Origin of the sequence: Mesorhizobium sp. XAP4, from assembly GCF_029269325.1 — a bacterium.
GTDB lineage: Bacteria > Pseudomonadota > Alphaproteobacteria > Rhizobiales > Rhizobiaceae > Mesorhizobium > Mesorhizobium ciceri.
The window spans coordinates 686,695-701,637 of the sequence record NZ_JARIXW010000001.1; the positions used below are offsets into that span (position 1 = coordinate 686,695).

General features: G+C 63.7%; 16 protein-coding genes. 3 read left to right on the forward strand and 13 right to left on the reverse strand.

Annotated features, from left to right (window positions below):
* Window positions 1-29: 29 nt before the first annotated feature.
* Entirely contained in the window at window positions 30-437 is a 408-nt protein-coding gene (locus tag P3C39_RS03570) for a carboxymuconolactone decarboxylase family protein (protein WP_275952680.1), read from the forward strand.
* 4 nt (window positions 438-441) lie between these two features.
* Here P3C39_RS03570 and P3C39_RS03575 read toward each other — a convergent pair whose 3' ends face one another.
* The 12 genes from P3C39_RS03575 to P3C39_RS03630 all read right to left on the reverse strand — a co-directional run bounded on the left by P3C39_RS03575 (window position 442) and on the right by P3C39_RS03630 (window position 11,532).
* Window positions 442-1,329 carry an amidohydrolase gene (locus P3C39_RS03575; RefSeq protein ID WP_064994052.1) on the reverse strand — a complete coding sequence of 296 codons (888 nt, stop codon included), beginning with the start codon at window positions 1,327-1,329 and terminating at the stop codon, window positions 442-444.
* Window positions 1,329-2,465, reverse strand: coding sequence for a VWA domain-containing protein (locus tag P3C39_RS03580; protein ID WP_275952681.1), 1,137 nt, complete (start codon window positions 2,463-2,465; stop codon window positions 1,329-1,331). The genes P3C39_RS03575 and P3C39_RS03580 overlap by 1 nt, the downstream gene beginning before the upstream one ends.
* A 199-nt stretch (window positions 2,466-2,664) precedes the next feature.
* Complete coding sequence (locus P3C39_RS03585) at window positions 2,665-3,546, reverse strand: MoxR family ATPase (RefSeq protein WP_275952682.1); 882 nt, start codon at window positions 3,544-3,546, stop codon at window positions 2,665-2,667.
* Between the two features lie 8 nt (window positions 3,547-3,554).
* Complete coding sequence (locus P3C39_RS03590) at window positions 3,555-4,559, reverse strand: molybdopterin cofactor-binding domain-containing protein (protein WP_023756899.1); 1,005 nt, start codon at window positions 4,557-4,559, stop codon at window positions 3,555-3,557.
* A 1-nt stretch (window position 4,560) separates the two neighbouring features.
* Window positions 4,561-5,928 carry a xanthine dehydrogenase family protein molybdopterin-binding subunit gene (locus tag P3C39_RS03595; RefSeq protein ID WP_275952683.1) on the reverse strand — a complete coding sequence of 456 codons (1,368 nt, stop codon included), beginning with the start codon at window positions 5,926-5,928 and terminating at the stop codon, window positions 4,561-4,563.
* A 13-nt stretch (window positions 5,929-5,941) separates the two neighbouring features.
* Window positions 5,942-6,424: a (2Fe-2S)-binding protein gene (locus P3C39_RS03600; RefSeq protein WP_275952684.1), complete on the reverse strand. Its 483-nt coding sequence runs from the start codon at window positions 6,422-6,424 to the stop codon at window positions 5,942-5,944.
* Between the two features lie 61 nt (window positions 6,425-6,485).
* Window positions 6,486-7,280: an FAD binding domain-containing protein gene (locus tag P3C39_RS03605; protein ID WP_275952685.1), complete on the reverse strand. Its 795-nt coding sequence runs from the start codon at window positions 7,278-7,280 to the stop codon at window positions 6,486-6,488.
* 12 nt (window positions 7,281-7,292) lie between these two features.
* On the reverse strand, window positions 7,293-7,736 hold the full coding sequence (locus tag P3C39_RS03610) for an SRPBCC family protein (RefSeq protein ID WP_127321791.1): 444 nt from the start codon (window positions 7,734-7,736) through the stop codon (window positions 7,293-7,295).
* A gap of 152 nt (window positions 7,737-7,888) precedes the next feature.
* Window positions 7,889-8,716 carry an AraC family transcriptional regulator gene (locus P3C39_RS03615; protein ID WP_063172535.1) on the reverse strand — a complete coding sequence of 276 codons (828 nt, stop codon included), beginning with the start codon at window positions 8,714-8,716 and terminating at the stop codon, window positions 7,889-7,891.
* A gap of 179 nt (window positions 8,717-8,895) precedes the next feature.
* Complete coding sequence (locus tag P3C39_RS03620; RefSeq protein ID WP_027160696.1) at window positions 8,896-9,663, reverse strand: SDR family oxidoreductase; 768 nt, start codon at window positions 9,661-9,663, stop codon at window positions 8,896-8,898.
* Window positions 9,664-9,750: 87 nt separating this feature from the next.
* Window positions 9,751-10,749 (reverse strand): ABC transporter permease, encoded by a 999-nt coding sequence (locus P3C39_RS03625; RefSeq protein WP_275952686.1) that lies wholly within the window; start codon window positions 10,747-10,749, stop codon window positions 9,751-9,753.
* Between the two features lie 42 nt (window positions 10,750-10,791).
* Window positions 10,792-11,532: an ATP-binding cassette domain-containing protein gene (locus P3C39_RS03630; RefSeq protein WP_013530854.1), complete on the reverse strand. Its 741-nt coding sequence runs from the start codon at window positions 11,530-11,532 to the stop codon at window positions 10,792-10,794.
* A 465-nt stretch (window positions 11,533-11,997) separates the two neighbouring features.
* On the opposite strand from P3C39_RS03630, the gene P3C39_RS03635 reads away from it, so the two are divergent.
* Complete coding sequence (locus tag P3C39_RS03635) at window positions 11,998-12,987, forward strand: sugar-binding protein (protein WP_013530855.1); 990 nt, start codon at window positions 11,998-12,000, stop codon at window positions 12,985-12,987.
* 198 nt (window positions 12,988-13,185) lie between these two features.
* Window positions 13,186-13,968, forward strand: a complete 783-nt coding sequence (locus P3C39_RS03640; RefSeq protein WP_024501539.1) for a FadR/GntR family transcriptional regulator — start codon at window positions 13,186-13,188, stop codon at window positions 13,966-13,968.
* Between the two features lie 24 nt (window positions 13,969-13,992).
* On the opposite strand, the gene P3C39_RS03645 is transcribed toward P3C39_RS03640, so the two are convergent.
* Window positions 13,993-14,931, reverse strand: coding sequence for an NAD(P)-dependent oxidoreductase (locus tag P3C39_RS03645; protein ID WP_013530857.1), 939 nt, complete (start codon window positions 14,929-14,931; stop codon window positions 13,993-13,995).
* Between the last annotated feature and the right edge of the window lie 12 nt (window positions 14,932-14,943).

Consider the following 14,943-nt stretch of genomic DNA (forward strand, 5'->3'; position numbering starts at 1 on the left):
ACGCAACGATCCAACGAAGGAAAAACCCCATGGCCACCACAAAACTCCTCAGCGATGCCGAGGTCGAAAAGATTCCCGCCGTGAAAGCCGTGTTCGACGACATCCGCGCGACGCGCAAATCCGATTTCGTCAACAATTTCTGGCGCGGGCTGGCCAATGATCCTTCGGCGCTGAAGCGGATCTGGGAACAGTTGAAGGTGGTGATGGTCGCCGACAGCGCCATCGATCCGCTGACCAAGGAGATGATCTACATCGCGGTGTCGACCGCCAATGGCTGCTCCTACTGCGTCCACTCGCACACGGCGGCAGCCCGCGCCAAGGGCATGACCGATGCGCAGCATGGCGAACTGGTGTCGATCATCGGGCTCGCCGGCCAGACCAACCATCTGGTGACGGCGATGCAGATTCCAGTCGATCCGCAGTTCGAGGTGAAGTGAGGCGTCACACCGGCCGGTAAACCTTCTCCGCCGTGTTCCAGAAGATATCCGCCTCGGCCACCGCACCATGCTTGGCCACCGCGTCGCGGTGCGCCTTGATCAGCTCAGCGTGGCTGGTCCACAGTTTCTCGATCGGGAAGTTCGAACCGAACATCAGATGGTCGGCGCCCAGGATATCGATCGCGTTGTCTACGACATAGGCGATCAGCAGGGGATCGTTGCGGTGGACGAAGGTGCCGAGGCCCGACAGCTTGGCGTAAAGATTGGGCGCCGCCGACAGCGTTTGCAGGCCTGCCTTCCAGGCCTCGGTGGTTTCCGGTTCCATGCCGGTCAGCATGCCTGCATGGGTGAGGATGAAATTCGTTTCGGGGTTCTCGCCGACCAGCGTCAGGCCGTCCTTCATCTGGGCGGGGAAGAGCTGCAGGTCGAAGGACAGGCCATAATCCTTGAGCCGCGCCACATTGGCGCGCACTTTCGGGTCGATCACCTGATCGGCGGAGGCGGCGAAGCGGAAGGCCGGGGTCTCGTGCCAGTGCAACTGCATGCGCACGCCGCGCAGCAGCTTGTATTTCATCAAGCGATCGATCTGAGGCCTGATATCGTCGACGGTCATGTCGGTGTAGCCGACGATGGCATGCGGCCAGCCGGTTTCGTCGGACGTCTTCTGCAGGAAAGCGACTTCCTTCTCGAAATCCTCCTTGGCCCAGTTGGTCTGGACGTAGACGGCCTTCTCGACGCCTGAATCCCTCTGGTCTTCGAGAAATTCCTCGATCGGATAGTCGCGCCGGATCGGTTCGTAGGGGCCGAAGATGCGCGGCACCATCGGTCCGACCAGCCATGGCTGGTCCTGTTGGCGCCAGATGTGAAAATGTGCGTCGATGGTTTTCTGCATCATGAAACCCTCTTCCAGATTGTCGCCGCCGCCGGAGCAGGGCGGGCGAGCGACAGGATGAAATCGGTGAGACCGGCAAGCGACGAGCCGTCGACGAGATCGTCGAGGTCAGGCAGGATGGCGCGAAGTGCCGCCGTTGCCGGCCGGAAGCGCGGGTCGCCGGCCAAAGGTGTGGCCAGCGACAGCCGGAAGGCGCGGGCGCTCAGCCGCCGCATGGCTGTCTCCAACTCGGCATGATCGCCGCGTTCCAGCGCGTCGGACAGGATGACGATAGCGGCACCGCGTGCAAAGGCTGAAAAGCGCGGCACCGAGAGGAAAGCGAGCAGCGTCGGCCCCATCCGGGTGCCGCCGTCCCAATCGTCGACCTGGGCAGCGGCGCGGGCCAATGCCTGGTCGCGGTCGCGGATGCGCAATGCCGTGGTGATGCGGGTCAGCCGCGTGCCGAAGGTGAAGATTTCGGCGCGGTCGGCACCTTGCACGGCGGCATGCGCCAGCTTGAGATAGTCTGCGGTGTGCAGCTTCATCGAGCCGGAAACGTCGATCAGCAGCAGCAGCTTGCGCGGCACGGTCTGGCGGCGGCGCAGCAGCGGCGAGGGCACGTCGCCATCGGCGCTGACGATTTCCCGCAGCGACCGGCGCAGATCGAGCTTGCCGCGCGAATGCGTGCGCACGGTGCGGAACGAGCGGCGGGCGGGCAAGGCTGAAGCGAGCCTGCGGCGGAAAGCGGCAAGGTTGTCGTCGTCGCGCTGGAAATCGCGGGTACTCAGTTGTTCGGCGCCGGAAGAGAGTTCGCCACCTTCCTGATGGCTGATGACCTCGATCTCTTCCTGGCTCGCACCGCCATCATCCTTGATGCGGGTTTCCTCGTCGGCGTCGCCTTCGACCACGGCGGACCTGTTGCCATAGAAATGGCTCTGGAAATGCGCTTCGAATTCGTCGCGGCGGTCGGGCGGCGGCGCCAGCGTGGCAAGGGCGGCCTCGCGGATGTCGGCCATCGAGCGCGGCCCGAGCAACGTCACCGCCTGCATGAAACAGGAGACTTGCTCGGGGGCTATGGCAAAGCCGTAGCGGCGCAAGAGCCTGGCAAAACCCAGGAATGGGGAGGCGGCGCGGGGGAGGCTTGTTTCCCGCATCATTCTGTGTCGCCCCCCTCTGTCCTGCCGGACATCTCCCCCTCAAGGGGGGAGATTGGCAGCTTCGGCGCTTCGCTCTGTTCGGCGACGTCAGCGATTAGCGAAAGCGGGGATGACATCCGATCTCCCCCCTTGAGGGGGAGATATCCGGCAGGGCAGAGGGGGGCGCTGTCCCGCCAGCCTTGCGAAATGACCTCCCGCGTCACGCCAGTGCCTCCTCGACGATCCGTCCAAGCTCCGGCGCAATGTAGGAAAGGTCTTCCTCGTCCTTGATCAGCACGCCGATGGCGCGGCGGAAGGCTTCCGGCCACGGGCTGCCGCCTTTCTCCAGGATGGTCGCGGCATTGGCCCATTCGACGGCCTCGGCAATACCCGGCGGCTTGGCCAGCGGCCGGGCACGGATGGTCTGCACGGCCGCCGCCACCGCGCGCGCCGTTACCTCGGCCACATTGCCTGCGCGCAGCATGATGATGGCGGCCTCGCGCTCGGCGTCGGGATAGCCGATCCAGTGGTAGACACAGCGGCGGCGCAGCGCCTCGGCAAGCTCGCGGGTGCGGTTCGAGGTCAGGATGACGATCGGCTGCGCCGTGGCGCGGATCGTGCCGCGTTCGGGAATGCTGATCTGGAAATCGGAGAGGAATTCCAGAAGCAGCGCCTCGAATTCATGATCCGAGCGGTCGATCTCGTCGACCAGCAGCACGCGCTGTTCCGGCGCTTTCAGCACCTGCAGCAGCGGCCGGGCGATCAGGAAACGGTCTTCGTAGATGTCGATCTCGTGCTCGCCGGCGTGGCGAATGGCGAGCAGCTGGCGTTGATAATTCCATTCGTAGAGCGCATGCGCAGCGTCGATGCCTTCATAGCATTGCAGCCGCACCAGATCGCGGCCGAGCAGCGCGGCGATCGCCTTGGCCGCTTCCGTCTTGCCGACGCCTGGTGCGCCTTCGAGCAGCAGCGGCTTCCCCAGCCGGATCGCCAGGAAGATCGCGGTCGCAAGACTGTCGTCGGCCAGATAGCGCGAGGCGGCAAGATGCTGCGCCACCGCCTCCGGCGAGGTCGCTGATGTCTCGGCGCCTGTCCCGGTCATTTCGGCCCTCAGTTCGCCGCTTGCGCCTTCAGCGCGCGCAGGATGCGCTCCGGCGTGATCGGCAGCGTGTCGATGCGCACGCCGACGGCGTCGAAGACGGCATTGGCGACCGCCGGGATCTGCGGGTTGGCGCACATTTCGCCCGGCCCCTTGGCGCCGTATGGCCCGTCTGCCGATGGACGCTCCAGCACGATGATCTCGGTCTCGGCGAGGTCGCCGGGGCCGGGCATCAGATACTGGTTGAAGTCGGTGCCGCCATGGTCGCGGTTGGGATAATAGGGCTCGGTCGTCTCATAGAGCGCATGGCTAATGCCCATCCACGAACCGCCGACCAGTTGCTGTTCGACCATTTTCGGGTTCAGCGCGCGGCCGATCTCGAAGACGTTCTTCACCGTCAGCACGGTGACCTCGCCGGTCTCGTCGTCGACCTCGACCTCGGCCACGGTGCAGGCATGCGCGTAGCAGGTCGACGGCTTCATCGCGCCAGTCTCTTTCTCCGGATAGGAGCGCGGAATCAGGAACATGCCGCGACCGGAGATCGAGCGGCCGCGCTTGAAATGCGCCGACAGCGCGACATCGAAGATCGAGATCGATTTTTGCGGCGCGCCTTTGACCAGGATGTTGCCCTGGCCGTCGGTCTCGAGGTCGGAGGCGTTGACCTCCAGCTCCTCGGCCGCCACTTCCAGCATCACCTGCCGCGCTTCCCTTGCCGCCTGGATGACGGCGTTGCCGGCGCGGTGCGTACCGCGCGAGGCGAAGGTGCCCATGCAGTGCGGGCCGGTGTCGGTGTCGGCGGTGTCGACGACGACGCGGTCTGTCGGCACGCCGATGGTCTCGGCGCAGATCTGCGCCATGATCTGCTTCATGCCCTGGCCGAGATCGACGGAGGACAACGTCACCATGAAATTGCCTGTTGGCGTCGAGTGCACCAGTGCCTGTGTCGGGTCGCCGCCGAGGTTCATGCCGGTGGGATAGTTGATCGCGGCAACGCCGCGTCCGCGCCTGATCGCCATCTCAAGCTCCCTTCACGTAGGAGGACATCGCCAGGTACTTTTCCGCCACCGGCCAGTTGGCGGCGCGCGAAGCTTCCTGCATGCATTCGATCAGTGCGGCGCCCTCTGTCGGCTGGCGGTGCGCTTTCATATCACCGTCGCGATAGGCGTTGATGAAGCGGAATTCGAGCGGATCCATGCCGATCAGGCGCGCCAGCTTGTCCATCTGCACCTCCAGCGCGAAATCGCCGATGGTGACGCCGAAGCCGCGCATGGCCGACGACGGCGTGCGGTTGGTGTAGACGCAGTAGGTGTCGATCCAGACGTTCGGAATAGTGTAGGGGCCGGGATAATGCCCCGCGCCCTTCTGCGCGCCATAGGGCGAGTGGCGCGAATAGGCGCCGGCATCGGTGTATCCGGTGACCTTGCGCGCGACGATGCGGCCATCTTTCATGACGCCGTCCTTGATGACGATCTTTTCAGCGGCGCGCGGCGACGAGATCTGCATCTCCTCCTCGCGGCTGTAGATAAAACAGACTGGTCGTCCTGTTAGTTTTGCGCCGAGGATGGCGATCGGCTCGACGATGACGTCGACCTTGCCGCCAAAACCGCCGCCGACTGTGCCGCCGACGAAATGCAATTTGCTGCCCGGCATCTGCAGGATGATCGAGGTGTTGTCGAGCGTGAAGAACATCGCCTGCGTGTTGGTGTAGCAGGTGAAGCGGTCATTGCCCTCGGGCGCCACCACGCAGCCGGTGGTCTCGGTCGGCGCGTGCTCGATCGGCGAAGACTGGTAGCTCTGCTCCAGTATGTGGTCGGCGCCGGCGAAGCCCGCCTCGACATCGCCGAAGCGCACCTTGCGGCACTCGCCGCTATCATAGAGGTAATAATTCTGGCCGTGATATTCGTTGACCAGCGGCGCGTCGGGTTTCAGCGCCTCTTCCATGTCGAAGACGGCCGGCAGCACCTCAAAGTCGACCTTGACCTTGGCTGCGGCCTCTTGTGCCGCGCGCTCGGTTTCGGCCAGCACCGCCACCACGGCCTCGCCCTTCCAGCGCACCTTGCCGTCGGCAAGCACCGTCTCGTCCTCCGGCCCGATCTGGATCAGGATCAGGATGGTGTAGACATTGTGCGGCACGTCCTTGGCGGTCAGAATTTTCACCACGCCCGGATGTTTTTCCGCCTCCGAGGTGTCGATCGAGCGGATGCGGGCATGGTGATGCGGGCTGCGCACCATCTTCAGGTGCAGCATGCCGGGGAAATTGCGGTCGGCGAAAAAGGCGGTCTTGCCGGTGACATGGCCGGGCGAATCCGAGCGCGGCCGGGGCTGGCCGATCTCGTGCAGATCGTCCTTGCGGACATCGGCGAAGTAGTTCTTGCGCAGTTCCATTGTTTTGGACCCCTCAGGCCGCGTTCTGCGAATTGGCGCGGGCGGCGGTCAGCACCGCCTGGATGATCGGCTCGTAACCGGTGCAGCGGCAGATGTTGCCCGACAGCGCCTCGACCACCTCGTCGCGGCTGGGATTGGGCGTGTGGTCGAGCAGCGCCTTGGCCGCCATGATCATGCCCGGCGTGCAGAAGCCGCATTGCGTGGCGAACGTGTCGAGAAAGGCGCGCTGCAGCGGGTGCAGCACGCCGCTTTCCGAAAGCCCTGATGTCGTGCTGATGACGGCGCCATTGCAGGTCTCGGCCAACGTCAGGCAGGAGAGCCGGAGTTCGCCGTCTATGATGACAGAACAGGCGCCGCAGGTGCCTTGATGGCAGCCGCCTTTCGGCGAGGTGTCGCCGATCTTGTCGCGCAGCGCCTGAAGCAGCGTCGTGCCGCTGTCGATGAATTCGACCTTTTCCGAGCCGTTGAGCGTGAATTGAACCGGAACCTTTGCCATGTTTTCCTCCCAGCGCGCCTGCCCGAACCAGCGGACAGACGCGCGCCCCCCGAACGAAATATTATGCGAGCAGCAACCGGCCGAGATGAACCGGCAGGACTTCGGCGCGATACCAGGCGCTGGCGATCGGGTCGGTGATGGGCGAGGTGCCATCACCGGCCGCGGCCAAGGCCGGCGCGATGCCGTCAGCGGTCAGCGTTCGGCCGATCAGCGCTTTTTCCGCCGCCCTGGCGCGCATGGGCCGATCCGCCATGCAGCCGAGCGCGATCCGCGCCGAGGTCACGGTGCCATCCGACGACAATTCCAGAGCACCGGCTATGCTGAGCACGGAGACGCCCTTGGGCTTGACCCTCGACACTTTCAGGAAGCGGAAACTGTCGGCCTTCGGAAGCGTGAAGCTCACGGAAGTGACGACGGCGCGGCTGCCGTCCCGATTGGCCAGGAAGGTCTCGATCGGTGTTTCGCCGCCATCGGTACTGACCGTCGCATCGAGCGCCAACAGGGCAACGGCGAAATCGCCATACGGGGCCGGGGCAAAAAGATTGCCGCCGACGGTCGCCATGTTGCGGATGGCCGGGCCGCCGACGGCGCGGGCGGCCTTGGCGAGCGTGCCGAGCTCCGGATGGCCGGCGATCGCCGCCATGGTCACCGAAGCGCCGATGCGGACTTTATCGCCGGCAACGGCGATGGTGGACAGGGACGGCTCGGTCGACCTGATAAGGCCGGAAACCGAAACGTCGCCTTCATTGGCCGCGCGGACGACCAGCGTGCCGCCACCGAGATAGCGGGTGCCGGCCGCCTTCAGTGCCGCGTTCGCGTCTTTCACCGTTGCAAAAGTCTGCAGTGCCAGCGCCATGGTTGGCTCCTGTCAGCTCTGGCCGGCGAAATGGCTTTTCAGGGCGTTGAAGCCGCCCTGAAAGACATTGGCGCCCATGCCCTCGGCCAGCTTGTCTGCCTCCTCAGGCGCGGCGTCGAAGCTGGCGGTCCATTCGGCGTAGGTGCGGTCGCCATCGGTCACGCGCCGCAGCTGCAGGGTCGCCTTGTGGTTGGTCAGCGGCTGCGGCGTCTCGAGGATGGAGTAGCTGACCAGGAAATTCTGATCGGAGAAGTCGAGCAGCTTTTCGCGCAGGCGGGCGCCGCTGGCGAGCTGGAAATTGCGCACGCAGCCGATCGTGGTGGCATCCTTGCCGTCTTCAATGTGGCTTTCCACCATGCGCGGATGCCAGCCCGGCAGCCCGTTGAAGTCGCGTATGCGCGCCCAGACCTTTTCGACCGGCGCGTCGATGACGCTGGAGATGGTGACTTTGGCCATTCAAAATGTTCCCTTGCAAAAGCGATCCGGTGCAAGGGTAGGGCGGCCATTTCAGCGACGCTTATCAATGCGTCTTGAGCGCCTATCAAGGAGTCTGAAAAAGGGCGGGGAGTCTGAAAAAGGGCGGGGAGTCTGAAAAAAGGGCGGCTGGCTCAGGCGATCGCCCGCGCGGCCTCGCGGTAGAGCGTCGGCGGCACGCCGACATGGTCGCGGAAAAAGCGCGAGAAATTGCCTTGCGTGGTGAAGCCGAGATTGCAGGCGACGGAGATCAGCGGTTCCTGCGACCATTGCAGCTGCCGCACCGCTTCCTCCATGCGCAGCGTGTTCCAGTAGACATTGGGCGTCAGATTGGTCTGTTCCTTGAACAAAGCGAAGAAATGCGGTCGCGACAGCCCGACGCTGCGCGCCACGTCGTCGAAGCAGATGCGCTCGCAGACATTGGCCTTCATCAGCTGGATTGCCTTGCGGACACGAAAATCCTGCATGGTGTTGATGCGGACACGGCCCTCCTGCGGCGCCGAGGCGTCGGCGGCGTCGAGCACGCTATCGATGAAACGCTCGATCTCGTAGTTGGCGATGTCGTCGACGCTCTCATTGTCGCTGAGGTGGTCGAGCAGATTGGCGGCGGCCTGATGCAGCCACGGTTCCAGCGTGATCGCGGCTTGTGAAAACAGCGGCGCCGACGAAGGCAGGTCGCGGCGGCGCCGCGCCCAGTCGGGATCGATGTAGAAGGCGAGAAACAGACCGGGCGTCCCGTTTTGCGACAGAACATGGCTGTGCGGCTGGAAGGAGTTGATGCCGGCGGCCGTTCCAGGCCCAAGCCGGACGGTCTCGCGACCGATGGTCATTTCGCCGGCCGTACCTTCCAGCCAGATGATGAGATGGGCCTCGACATGGGCATGGGTGACGAAGTCGCTTGCGACATTCAGGATAGAAACATGTCCGAACCGGCCCCAGTAGAGCCTGATCGCTTCCGTCATGGGTATATCCTCCCGCAGGCGACTGGCCTCCCTTCGCCTGCAGTGGGGATTGTGCGGCCGAGTTCGGGGCCGCGTCAAGACGCGCGGGGGCGGCGAGGGCGAATGACGGCCAGTGAGGCCGGATTTTCAGACTGAGCGATACGCACTGGAACGAATGGCGGTCGGGAGAATTGCCAACCTCAAACCGAAGCCGTCATGCCGCCATCGACATACAGCGTATGGCCGTTGACGAAGGACGAGGCGTCGGAGGCAAGGAACACCGCGGCGCCGATCAACTCGTCGACATTGCCCCAGCGCCCGGCCGGCGTGCGCTTTTCCAGCCAGGCGGAAAATTCGGGATTGTCGACCAGCGCCTGGTTCATCTCGGTGCGGAAATAGCCGGGCGCGATCGCATTGATCTGCAGGCCGTGTTTGGCCCAATCGGCGCACATGCCCCTTGTCAGGTTGCGGATCGCGCCCTTGGTGGCGGTGTAGGGCGCGATGTTCGGCCTTGCCAGTTCGCTCTGCACCGAACCGACGTTGATGATCTTGCCCTTGCCGCGCGGGATCATGTGGCGGGCGACCGCCTTGGCTGCATGGAAGGCGCCCGACACATTGGTCTTGAACAGGCGCTCCCATTGCTCCTCGGGAAAGTCCTCGAGCGGGGCGCGGAATTGTATGCCGGCATTGTTAATGAGGACGTCGATGGCGCCGATCTCGGCCTCGATGCGGGCAATGTCCTCGTTGACCGCCTGAAAATCGGTGACGTCGAATACCGAGGCGTGCGCCTTGAAGCCGGCGTTGCGCAGCTTTTCGACGGCGCTATCGATCCTGGCGGCGTCGCGGCCGTTCAGCACCACGCTTGCCCCATGTTCGGCCAGGCCCCGAGCCAGCGCGAAGCCGATGCCCTGGCCGGAGCCGGTCACCAGCGCCAGCCGGCCCTCGAGGCTGAACAGGGAGTTGGCCATCAAACCGTCTTTTGTTTGACCATGATCTCCGGACAAACGGTTCCGTTTGTCCGAGAAAACCGGTTTCCACTTTTCGGGATCATGGTTCTAGTCGCTGCGGCGGAAATTGCGGATGCGGTCGAACAGCACCGCAAGCAGGATGGCGCCGCCGATGAAGACGCCTTGCCAGAAGGCATTGATGCCAAGCAGGCCGAGACTGTTGCGGATCACCTCGATCAGGGCCGCGCCGACGATGGCGCCGAAGGCGGTGCCGACGCCGCCGGCCAGATTGGCGCCGCCGATGACGGTGGCGGCGATTACCTGTAGCTCCATGCCGGTGCCGAGATTGGTGGTGACGGCACCCAGCCAGCCGGTCTGGATGATGCCCGCAATGCCCGCCGACAGCGCCGAGATCATGTAGACGGCAACCTTGATCTGGCGCACCGGAACGCCGGTCAGCGTTGCCGCGTGCTCATTGCCGCCGATGGCGAAGATATGGCGGCCGAACTTGGTCCAGCGCAGGATGAAGCCGGTGATCAGCGCCAGAAGGATCATGTAAAGCACCGGGTTGGCGATGCCGAACACCCAAGCGCCGCCGCCCAATGACAGAAGCTTGGCATGGTCCGGCCCGAACTGGAAGACCACCGTGTTGTTGGAGGCGACCATGGCGAGGCTTCGGGCGATCGACAGCATGCCGAGCGTCACCACGAAGGGTGGAAAGCCGAGATAGGCGATCAGCACGCCGTTGAAGGCGCCAATGGCGAGCGCGGTGGCAATCGAGGCCAGGATGCCGACCTCGATCGAGTAGCCGGCATGCATGGTGACGGCCAGCACCATCGACGACAGGCACAGCACCGAGCCGACCGACAGGTCGATGCCGCCGGTGATGATGACGAAGGTCATGCCGAGCGCGATGATGGCGACGAAGGTGATGTTGCGGGTGATGTTGTAGAGGTTCTTCGAGGTGGCGAAAGCGTCGGTGGCAAACGACAGGAACACGCAGGCAAGGATGACCGCGATCACCACCCAGAAAGTCTGGCTGGCAAACAGTCTCGCAGCCAAGGATTGCTGCTTATGCTCGATCGGCTGGTCAATTGCTAGTGCCATCGTCGACCTTCATCTGCTGTGCGTGGTGGAATTCGCTTGAAATCAAACCTGTTCGATAGCGCCGGTGATCAGCCCCGTGACTTCCTCGGGCGAGCTCGACGCAATCGTCTTGTCGGCGACCTTGCGCCCGCGCCGCATGACGATGACGCGGTCGGCGACGGTGAACACGTCAGGCATGCGGTGGCTGATCAGAACGACGGCGATGCCCTGATCGCGCAAATGGCGGATAAGGTTCAGCACTTCGGCGACCTGGCGCACCGAGATCGCCGCCGTCGGTTCGTCCATCAGCACGATCTTGGCCTGCGACAGCATAGTGCGGGCAATCGCCACCGCCTGGCGCTGGCCGCCCGACATCTGCTTGACGAGGTCGCGCGGACGGGTCTCGGACTTCAATTCGGCGAAGAGCTGGCCGGCACGCTTGTACATCGAGGCATAGTCGAGGATCCGGAACGGCCCGACGCCGCGCCGCAACTCACGGCCGAGATAGACATTGGCGGCGGCAGTCAGATTGTTGCAGAGTGCAAGGTCCTGGTGGACGATCTCGATGCCGTGCTGGCGGGCTTCCGCCGGCTTGTGCAGGATCAATTCCTTGCCGTCCATGTGCATGGTGCCATGGCTCGGGCGGAAATTGCCAGCGATCATCTTGACCAGCGTCGACTTGCCGGCGCCGTTGTCGCCCATCAGGCCGACCACCTGTCCGGGCTCGATCGACAGCGAAACGTCGTTGACGGCCTGGATAGCGCCGAAATGCCTTGAGATGTTGGTGAGTTCGAGAACCGCCACCAGCCTTTGCCTCCCCGTGTTTTGCGACCTGCAGCTGTTACCGGCGTGGATGCCGACGCTGCTTGGCCTCGCTCTCCCCGGCTCCTCCCGAAGACGGCGTTAGCGTTCTTTTACGCAAAAGCCGGCGCACGTCAATCAATTGTCGGACGAATTGGGCCAGGACTATTTTAAAAATCCGTTTTGTAGGACAAATAGCATTGACGTTGGCGCCAAGCCGATATTAGCTAAGCGTCGGAGGAGATTATGCCGATCCCCGCTGGCGGTTCGCCGGCCGGAATTGGCGGAGGTTTGACGGTCCAGGATCCGGCGGCACCTGTGTGTGAGCTGATCTGAAGCCGAATCTGGAAATGCTTATCGATCTGTCCTGGCGACACGAGCGCTCGCGAAACGACCCTCGGTCATCACGCATCCGGTCGATCTGTATGGCGGGCACGCCGTGTCCGTTTGTTTCAAGGGAGGACTGACATGAGGAAAACACTTTTGCTCGCCGCCGTCGCCGCCATGGCGTTGGGTGCCGGGCCGGCTTTGGCCAAGAAACAGCTCGTCATTGTCGTGAAAGGTCTCGACAATCCGTTCTTCGAGGCCATCCACCAGGGCTGCGAGAAATGGAACAAGGAAAACGCCAGCTCGGAATATGAATGCTTCTACACCGGTCCGGCGTCGACTTCGGACGAGGCCGGCGAGGCGCAGATCGTCCAGGACATGCTGAGCAAGGCCGACACGGTGGCGATGGCGATCTCGCCGTCCAACGCGCCGCTGATCGCGCAGACGATCAAGAGTGCCAATCCGTCGATCCCGATCATGACGGTCGACGCCGATCTCAGCAAGGAAGACGCAGGCCTTCGCAAGACCTATCTCGGTACCGACAATTACCTGATGGGCAAGAAGATCGGCGAGTACATCAAGAAGGGCAAGCCGAATGGTGGCACGATCTGCACCATCGAAGGCAACCCGGCAGCCGACAACATCCTGCGCCGTGCGCAAGGCATGCGTGACGCACTGTCGGGCAAGGAGGGCCTCGCCGCACTTGCCGGTGAAGGTGGCTGGACCGAAGTCGCCGGCTGCCCGGTGTTTACCAACGACGATGGCGCCAAGGGCGTGCAGGCGATGACCGACATCCTCGCCGCCAACCCCAAGCTGGACGCCTTCGGGATCATGGGCGGCTGGCCGCTGTTCGGCGCGCCGCAGCCCTATCGCGATCTGTTCGGACCGCTCAAGGACCGGATCGCCAGCAACGACTTCGTCATCGGCGCCGCCGACACGATCGGCGACGAGATTGCGATCGCTCGTGATGGCCTTGTAACGGCTCTGGTCGGCCAGCGGCCGTTCGAAATGGGCTACAAGGCACCGTCGGTGATGATCGACCTGATCGAAGGCAAGGCAGTCGCCGATCCGGTGTTCACCGGCCTCGACGAGTGCACCAAGGATACGGTCGACACCTGCATCCAGAAGTAGGTTCTCGATTTCGGGGCGCCCGGCTGCGGGCGCCCCGTCATTCCTGGACGGAAGCGATAATTCCCGAGCGGACGCAATGATTGGGGCAACCGGCTCCGGCTTTGCTGCGCCCGTGATCTGGATTTTTCGGCAACGAGATCGGCGCCCGTGCGGTTCGGACCAGTCCGGACGACAGACGGTCGACGCATTGGAACGTGGATGCCGGACGAGAAGTCAAGCAAGCGAACCGACCGGGCCAAGGCACAAGCCGGCCACGGCCCGGCTGTCATGCGCAAGGCCGGTGCCGCGCATTTTGCGGGAGCGAGCGTCCATGTCTCGCTGGCCGGCGAGATCGGCCTGCGGATCGTGCGTGGCGACTATCCGCCCGGCACCATCCTGCCCAACGAGTCCAGATGGGCCGAGATCTTCAATGTCAGCCGTTCGGCGGTGCGCGAAGCCATCAAGATGCTGATGGCGAAAAGCCTGTTGGCTTCACGCCCCAAGATCGGCAGTTGGGTCGAGCCGAAGGAGCGCTGGAACCTGCTCGACCGCGACGTGCTGGCCTGGTACGCGACGGCGCCCGACCGCGAGGCGTTCCTGCGAACCGTGCAGGAGTTTCGTCATATCATCGAGCCGGAAGCATCGGCCTTTGCCGCCATACGGCGCAGTGACGAGCAAATGGCGGAAATCAGCCAGGCCTGCCGCGAGATGGGCGAGGCCTTGAGCCTGCAGGAGCGTATCCGCGCCGATACGCGCTTTCATCTGGCCATCCTGCGCGCCTCCGGCAACGACCTCCTTGTGCCGCTCGGCGTGTTGATCGAGTCGGCGCTCGACCATCTCTTCGCATTCACGACACAGCAGGTCGCCGATCAGCGCCAGGCGCAGAAGCTGCATGAGGCGATCGAAAAGAACATCCGCCTGCAGCGCCCGGCCGCGGCGCGCAACGCCGTGCACAAGCTGCTTGCGGATACCGATGAAGGGATCGGGCGCTGGAGGCGGTGATCGGCGCCTGCGTTGGGCAATCGGTTAAATGGTCTGCTTCTTGCCATCCTTCATCGGCATCAGGTCGACGCCGTTCACCTTGCCGATATGTGTTGCCAGCATCGGTACGAATTGCTCGGCCGGGCCGGTTGCGTGGGCACCGGCGAAGGCGTTCTTGGTGGCGTTGCCGAGCGGGTTGGCAATGCCGGCCGCACCCGCCATCGATTCCAGATAGGTCAGGTCCTTGAAGGCATTGGCGATGGTGAATTTGTGCGCGTCGCGGTCACCTTCCAGCGTCCAGCGCATGAAGGTCTGGTAGAAGCCGCAATCCATACGGCCATTGCGGATGACGCTGTCGAAGCGCGGCGGCGAGATGCCGACCTTCTCAGCCAGTGCCAGTGCCTCGGAATAGATCGCGGCGTAGCCGAGCGAGATGAAATTGTTGAGCAGCTTCATGCGATGGCCATCGCCGGTGTCGCCGATATGGACGATGCGGCCGGCCCAGGTTTCGATTACCGGTTTCACCCTGGCAAAGAGGGCGTCCGGCGCGCCGACCATGGCGTCGAGTGTGCCTTCCCAGGCTTCCTTCGGCGTGCGGCTGAGCGGTGCGTCGACAAAATCGATGCCGAGCGCCTTGAGTTCAGCGGCAAGCGCAATGGTCGAGACGGGGTCGGAGGTCGAGCAGTCGACGACGACGGAACCTTTCTTCAAACCCTCCTTGAGGCCGCCCGGGCCGCGAATGATGGCTTCGACCTCGCGCGAACCGGTGACGCAGATGAAGACGATTGTCGATGCCGCCGCCACATCGCGCGAGGTCGATGCTTCGGTGGCGCCGCGGCCAAGCAGGTCTTCCGCCGGCTTGCGGTTCTTGCGGCCGAGAAAGGTCAGGCTGTAGCCCTTGTCGACGATGTTCTTGGCGATCCCGTGGCCCATCAGGCCAAGCCCGATGAAGCCGATCTTTTCGCTCGCGGCAGTCGTGTTCATGTCTTCAAGTCC

What these genes read in the sequence shown, in the direction of transcription:
- P3C39_RS03640 (WP_024501539.1), top strand. Translation starts at nt 13,186, where the DNA reads ATGCCGGACGAGAAGTCAAGCAAGCGAACCGACCGGGCCAAGGCACAA.
- P3C39_RS03575 (WP_064994052.1), bottom strand. Translation starts at nt 1,329, where the DNA reads ATGCAGAAAACCATCGACGCACATTTTCACATCTGGCGCCAACAGGAC.
- P3C39_RS03615 (WP_063172535.1), bottom strand. Translation starts at nt 8,716, where the DNA reads ATGACGGAAGCGATCAGGCTCTACTGGGGCCGGTTCGGACATGTTTCT.
- P3C39_RS03620 (WP_027160696.1), bottom strand. Translation starts at nt 9,663, where the DNA reads ATGGCCAACTCCCTGTTCAGCCTCGAGGGCCGGCTGGCGCTGGTGACC.
- P3C39_RS03595 (WP_275952683.1), bottom strand. Translation starts at nt 5,928, where the DNA reads ATGGAACTGCGCAAGAACTACTTCGCCGATGTCCGCAAGGACGATCTG.
- P3C39_RS03590 (WP_023756899.1), bottom strand. Translation starts at nt 4,559, where the DNA reads ATGGCGATCAGGCGCGGACGCGGCGTTGCCGCGATCAACTATCCCACC.
- P3C39_RS03635 (WP_013530855.1), top strand. Translation starts at nt 11,998, where the DNA reads ATGAGGAAAACACTTTTGCTCGCCGCCGTCGCCGCCATGGCGTTGGGT.
- P3C39_RS03570 (WP_275952680.1), top strand. Translation starts at nt 30, where the DNA reads ATGGCCACCACAAAACTCCTCAGCGATGCCGAGGTCGAAAAGATTCCC.
- P3C39_RS03580 (WP_275952681.1), bottom strand. Translation starts at nt 2,465, where the DNA reads ATGATGCGGGAAACAAGCCTCCCCCGCGCCGCCTCCCCATTCCTGGGT.
- P3C39_RS03605 (WP_275952685.1), bottom strand. Translation starts at nt 7,280, where the DNA reads ATGGCGCTGGCACTGCAGACTTTTGCAACGGTGAAAGACGCGAACGCG.
- P3C39_RS03585 (WP_275952682.1), bottom strand. Translation starts at nt 3,546, where the DNA reads ATGACCGGGACAGGCGCCGAGACATCAGCGACCTCGCCGGAGGCGGTG.
- P3C39_RS03610 (WP_127321791.1), bottom strand. Translation starts at nt 7,736, where the DNA reads ATGGCCAAAGTCACCATCTCCAGCGTCATCGACGCGCCGGTCGAAAAG.
- P3C39_RS03600 (WP_275952684.1), bottom strand. Translation starts at nt 6,424, where the DNA reads ATGGCAAAGGTTCCGGTTCAATTCACGCTCAACGGCTCGGAAAAGGTC.
- P3C39_RS03625 (WP_275952686.1), bottom strand. Translation starts at nt 10,749, where the DNA reads ATGGCACTAGCAATTGACCAGCCGATCGAGCATAAGCAGCAATCCTTG.
- P3C39_RS03645 (WP_013530857.1), bottom strand. Translation starts at nt 14,931, where the DNA reads ATGAACACGACTGCCGCGAGCGAAAAGATCGGCTTCATCGGGCTTGGC.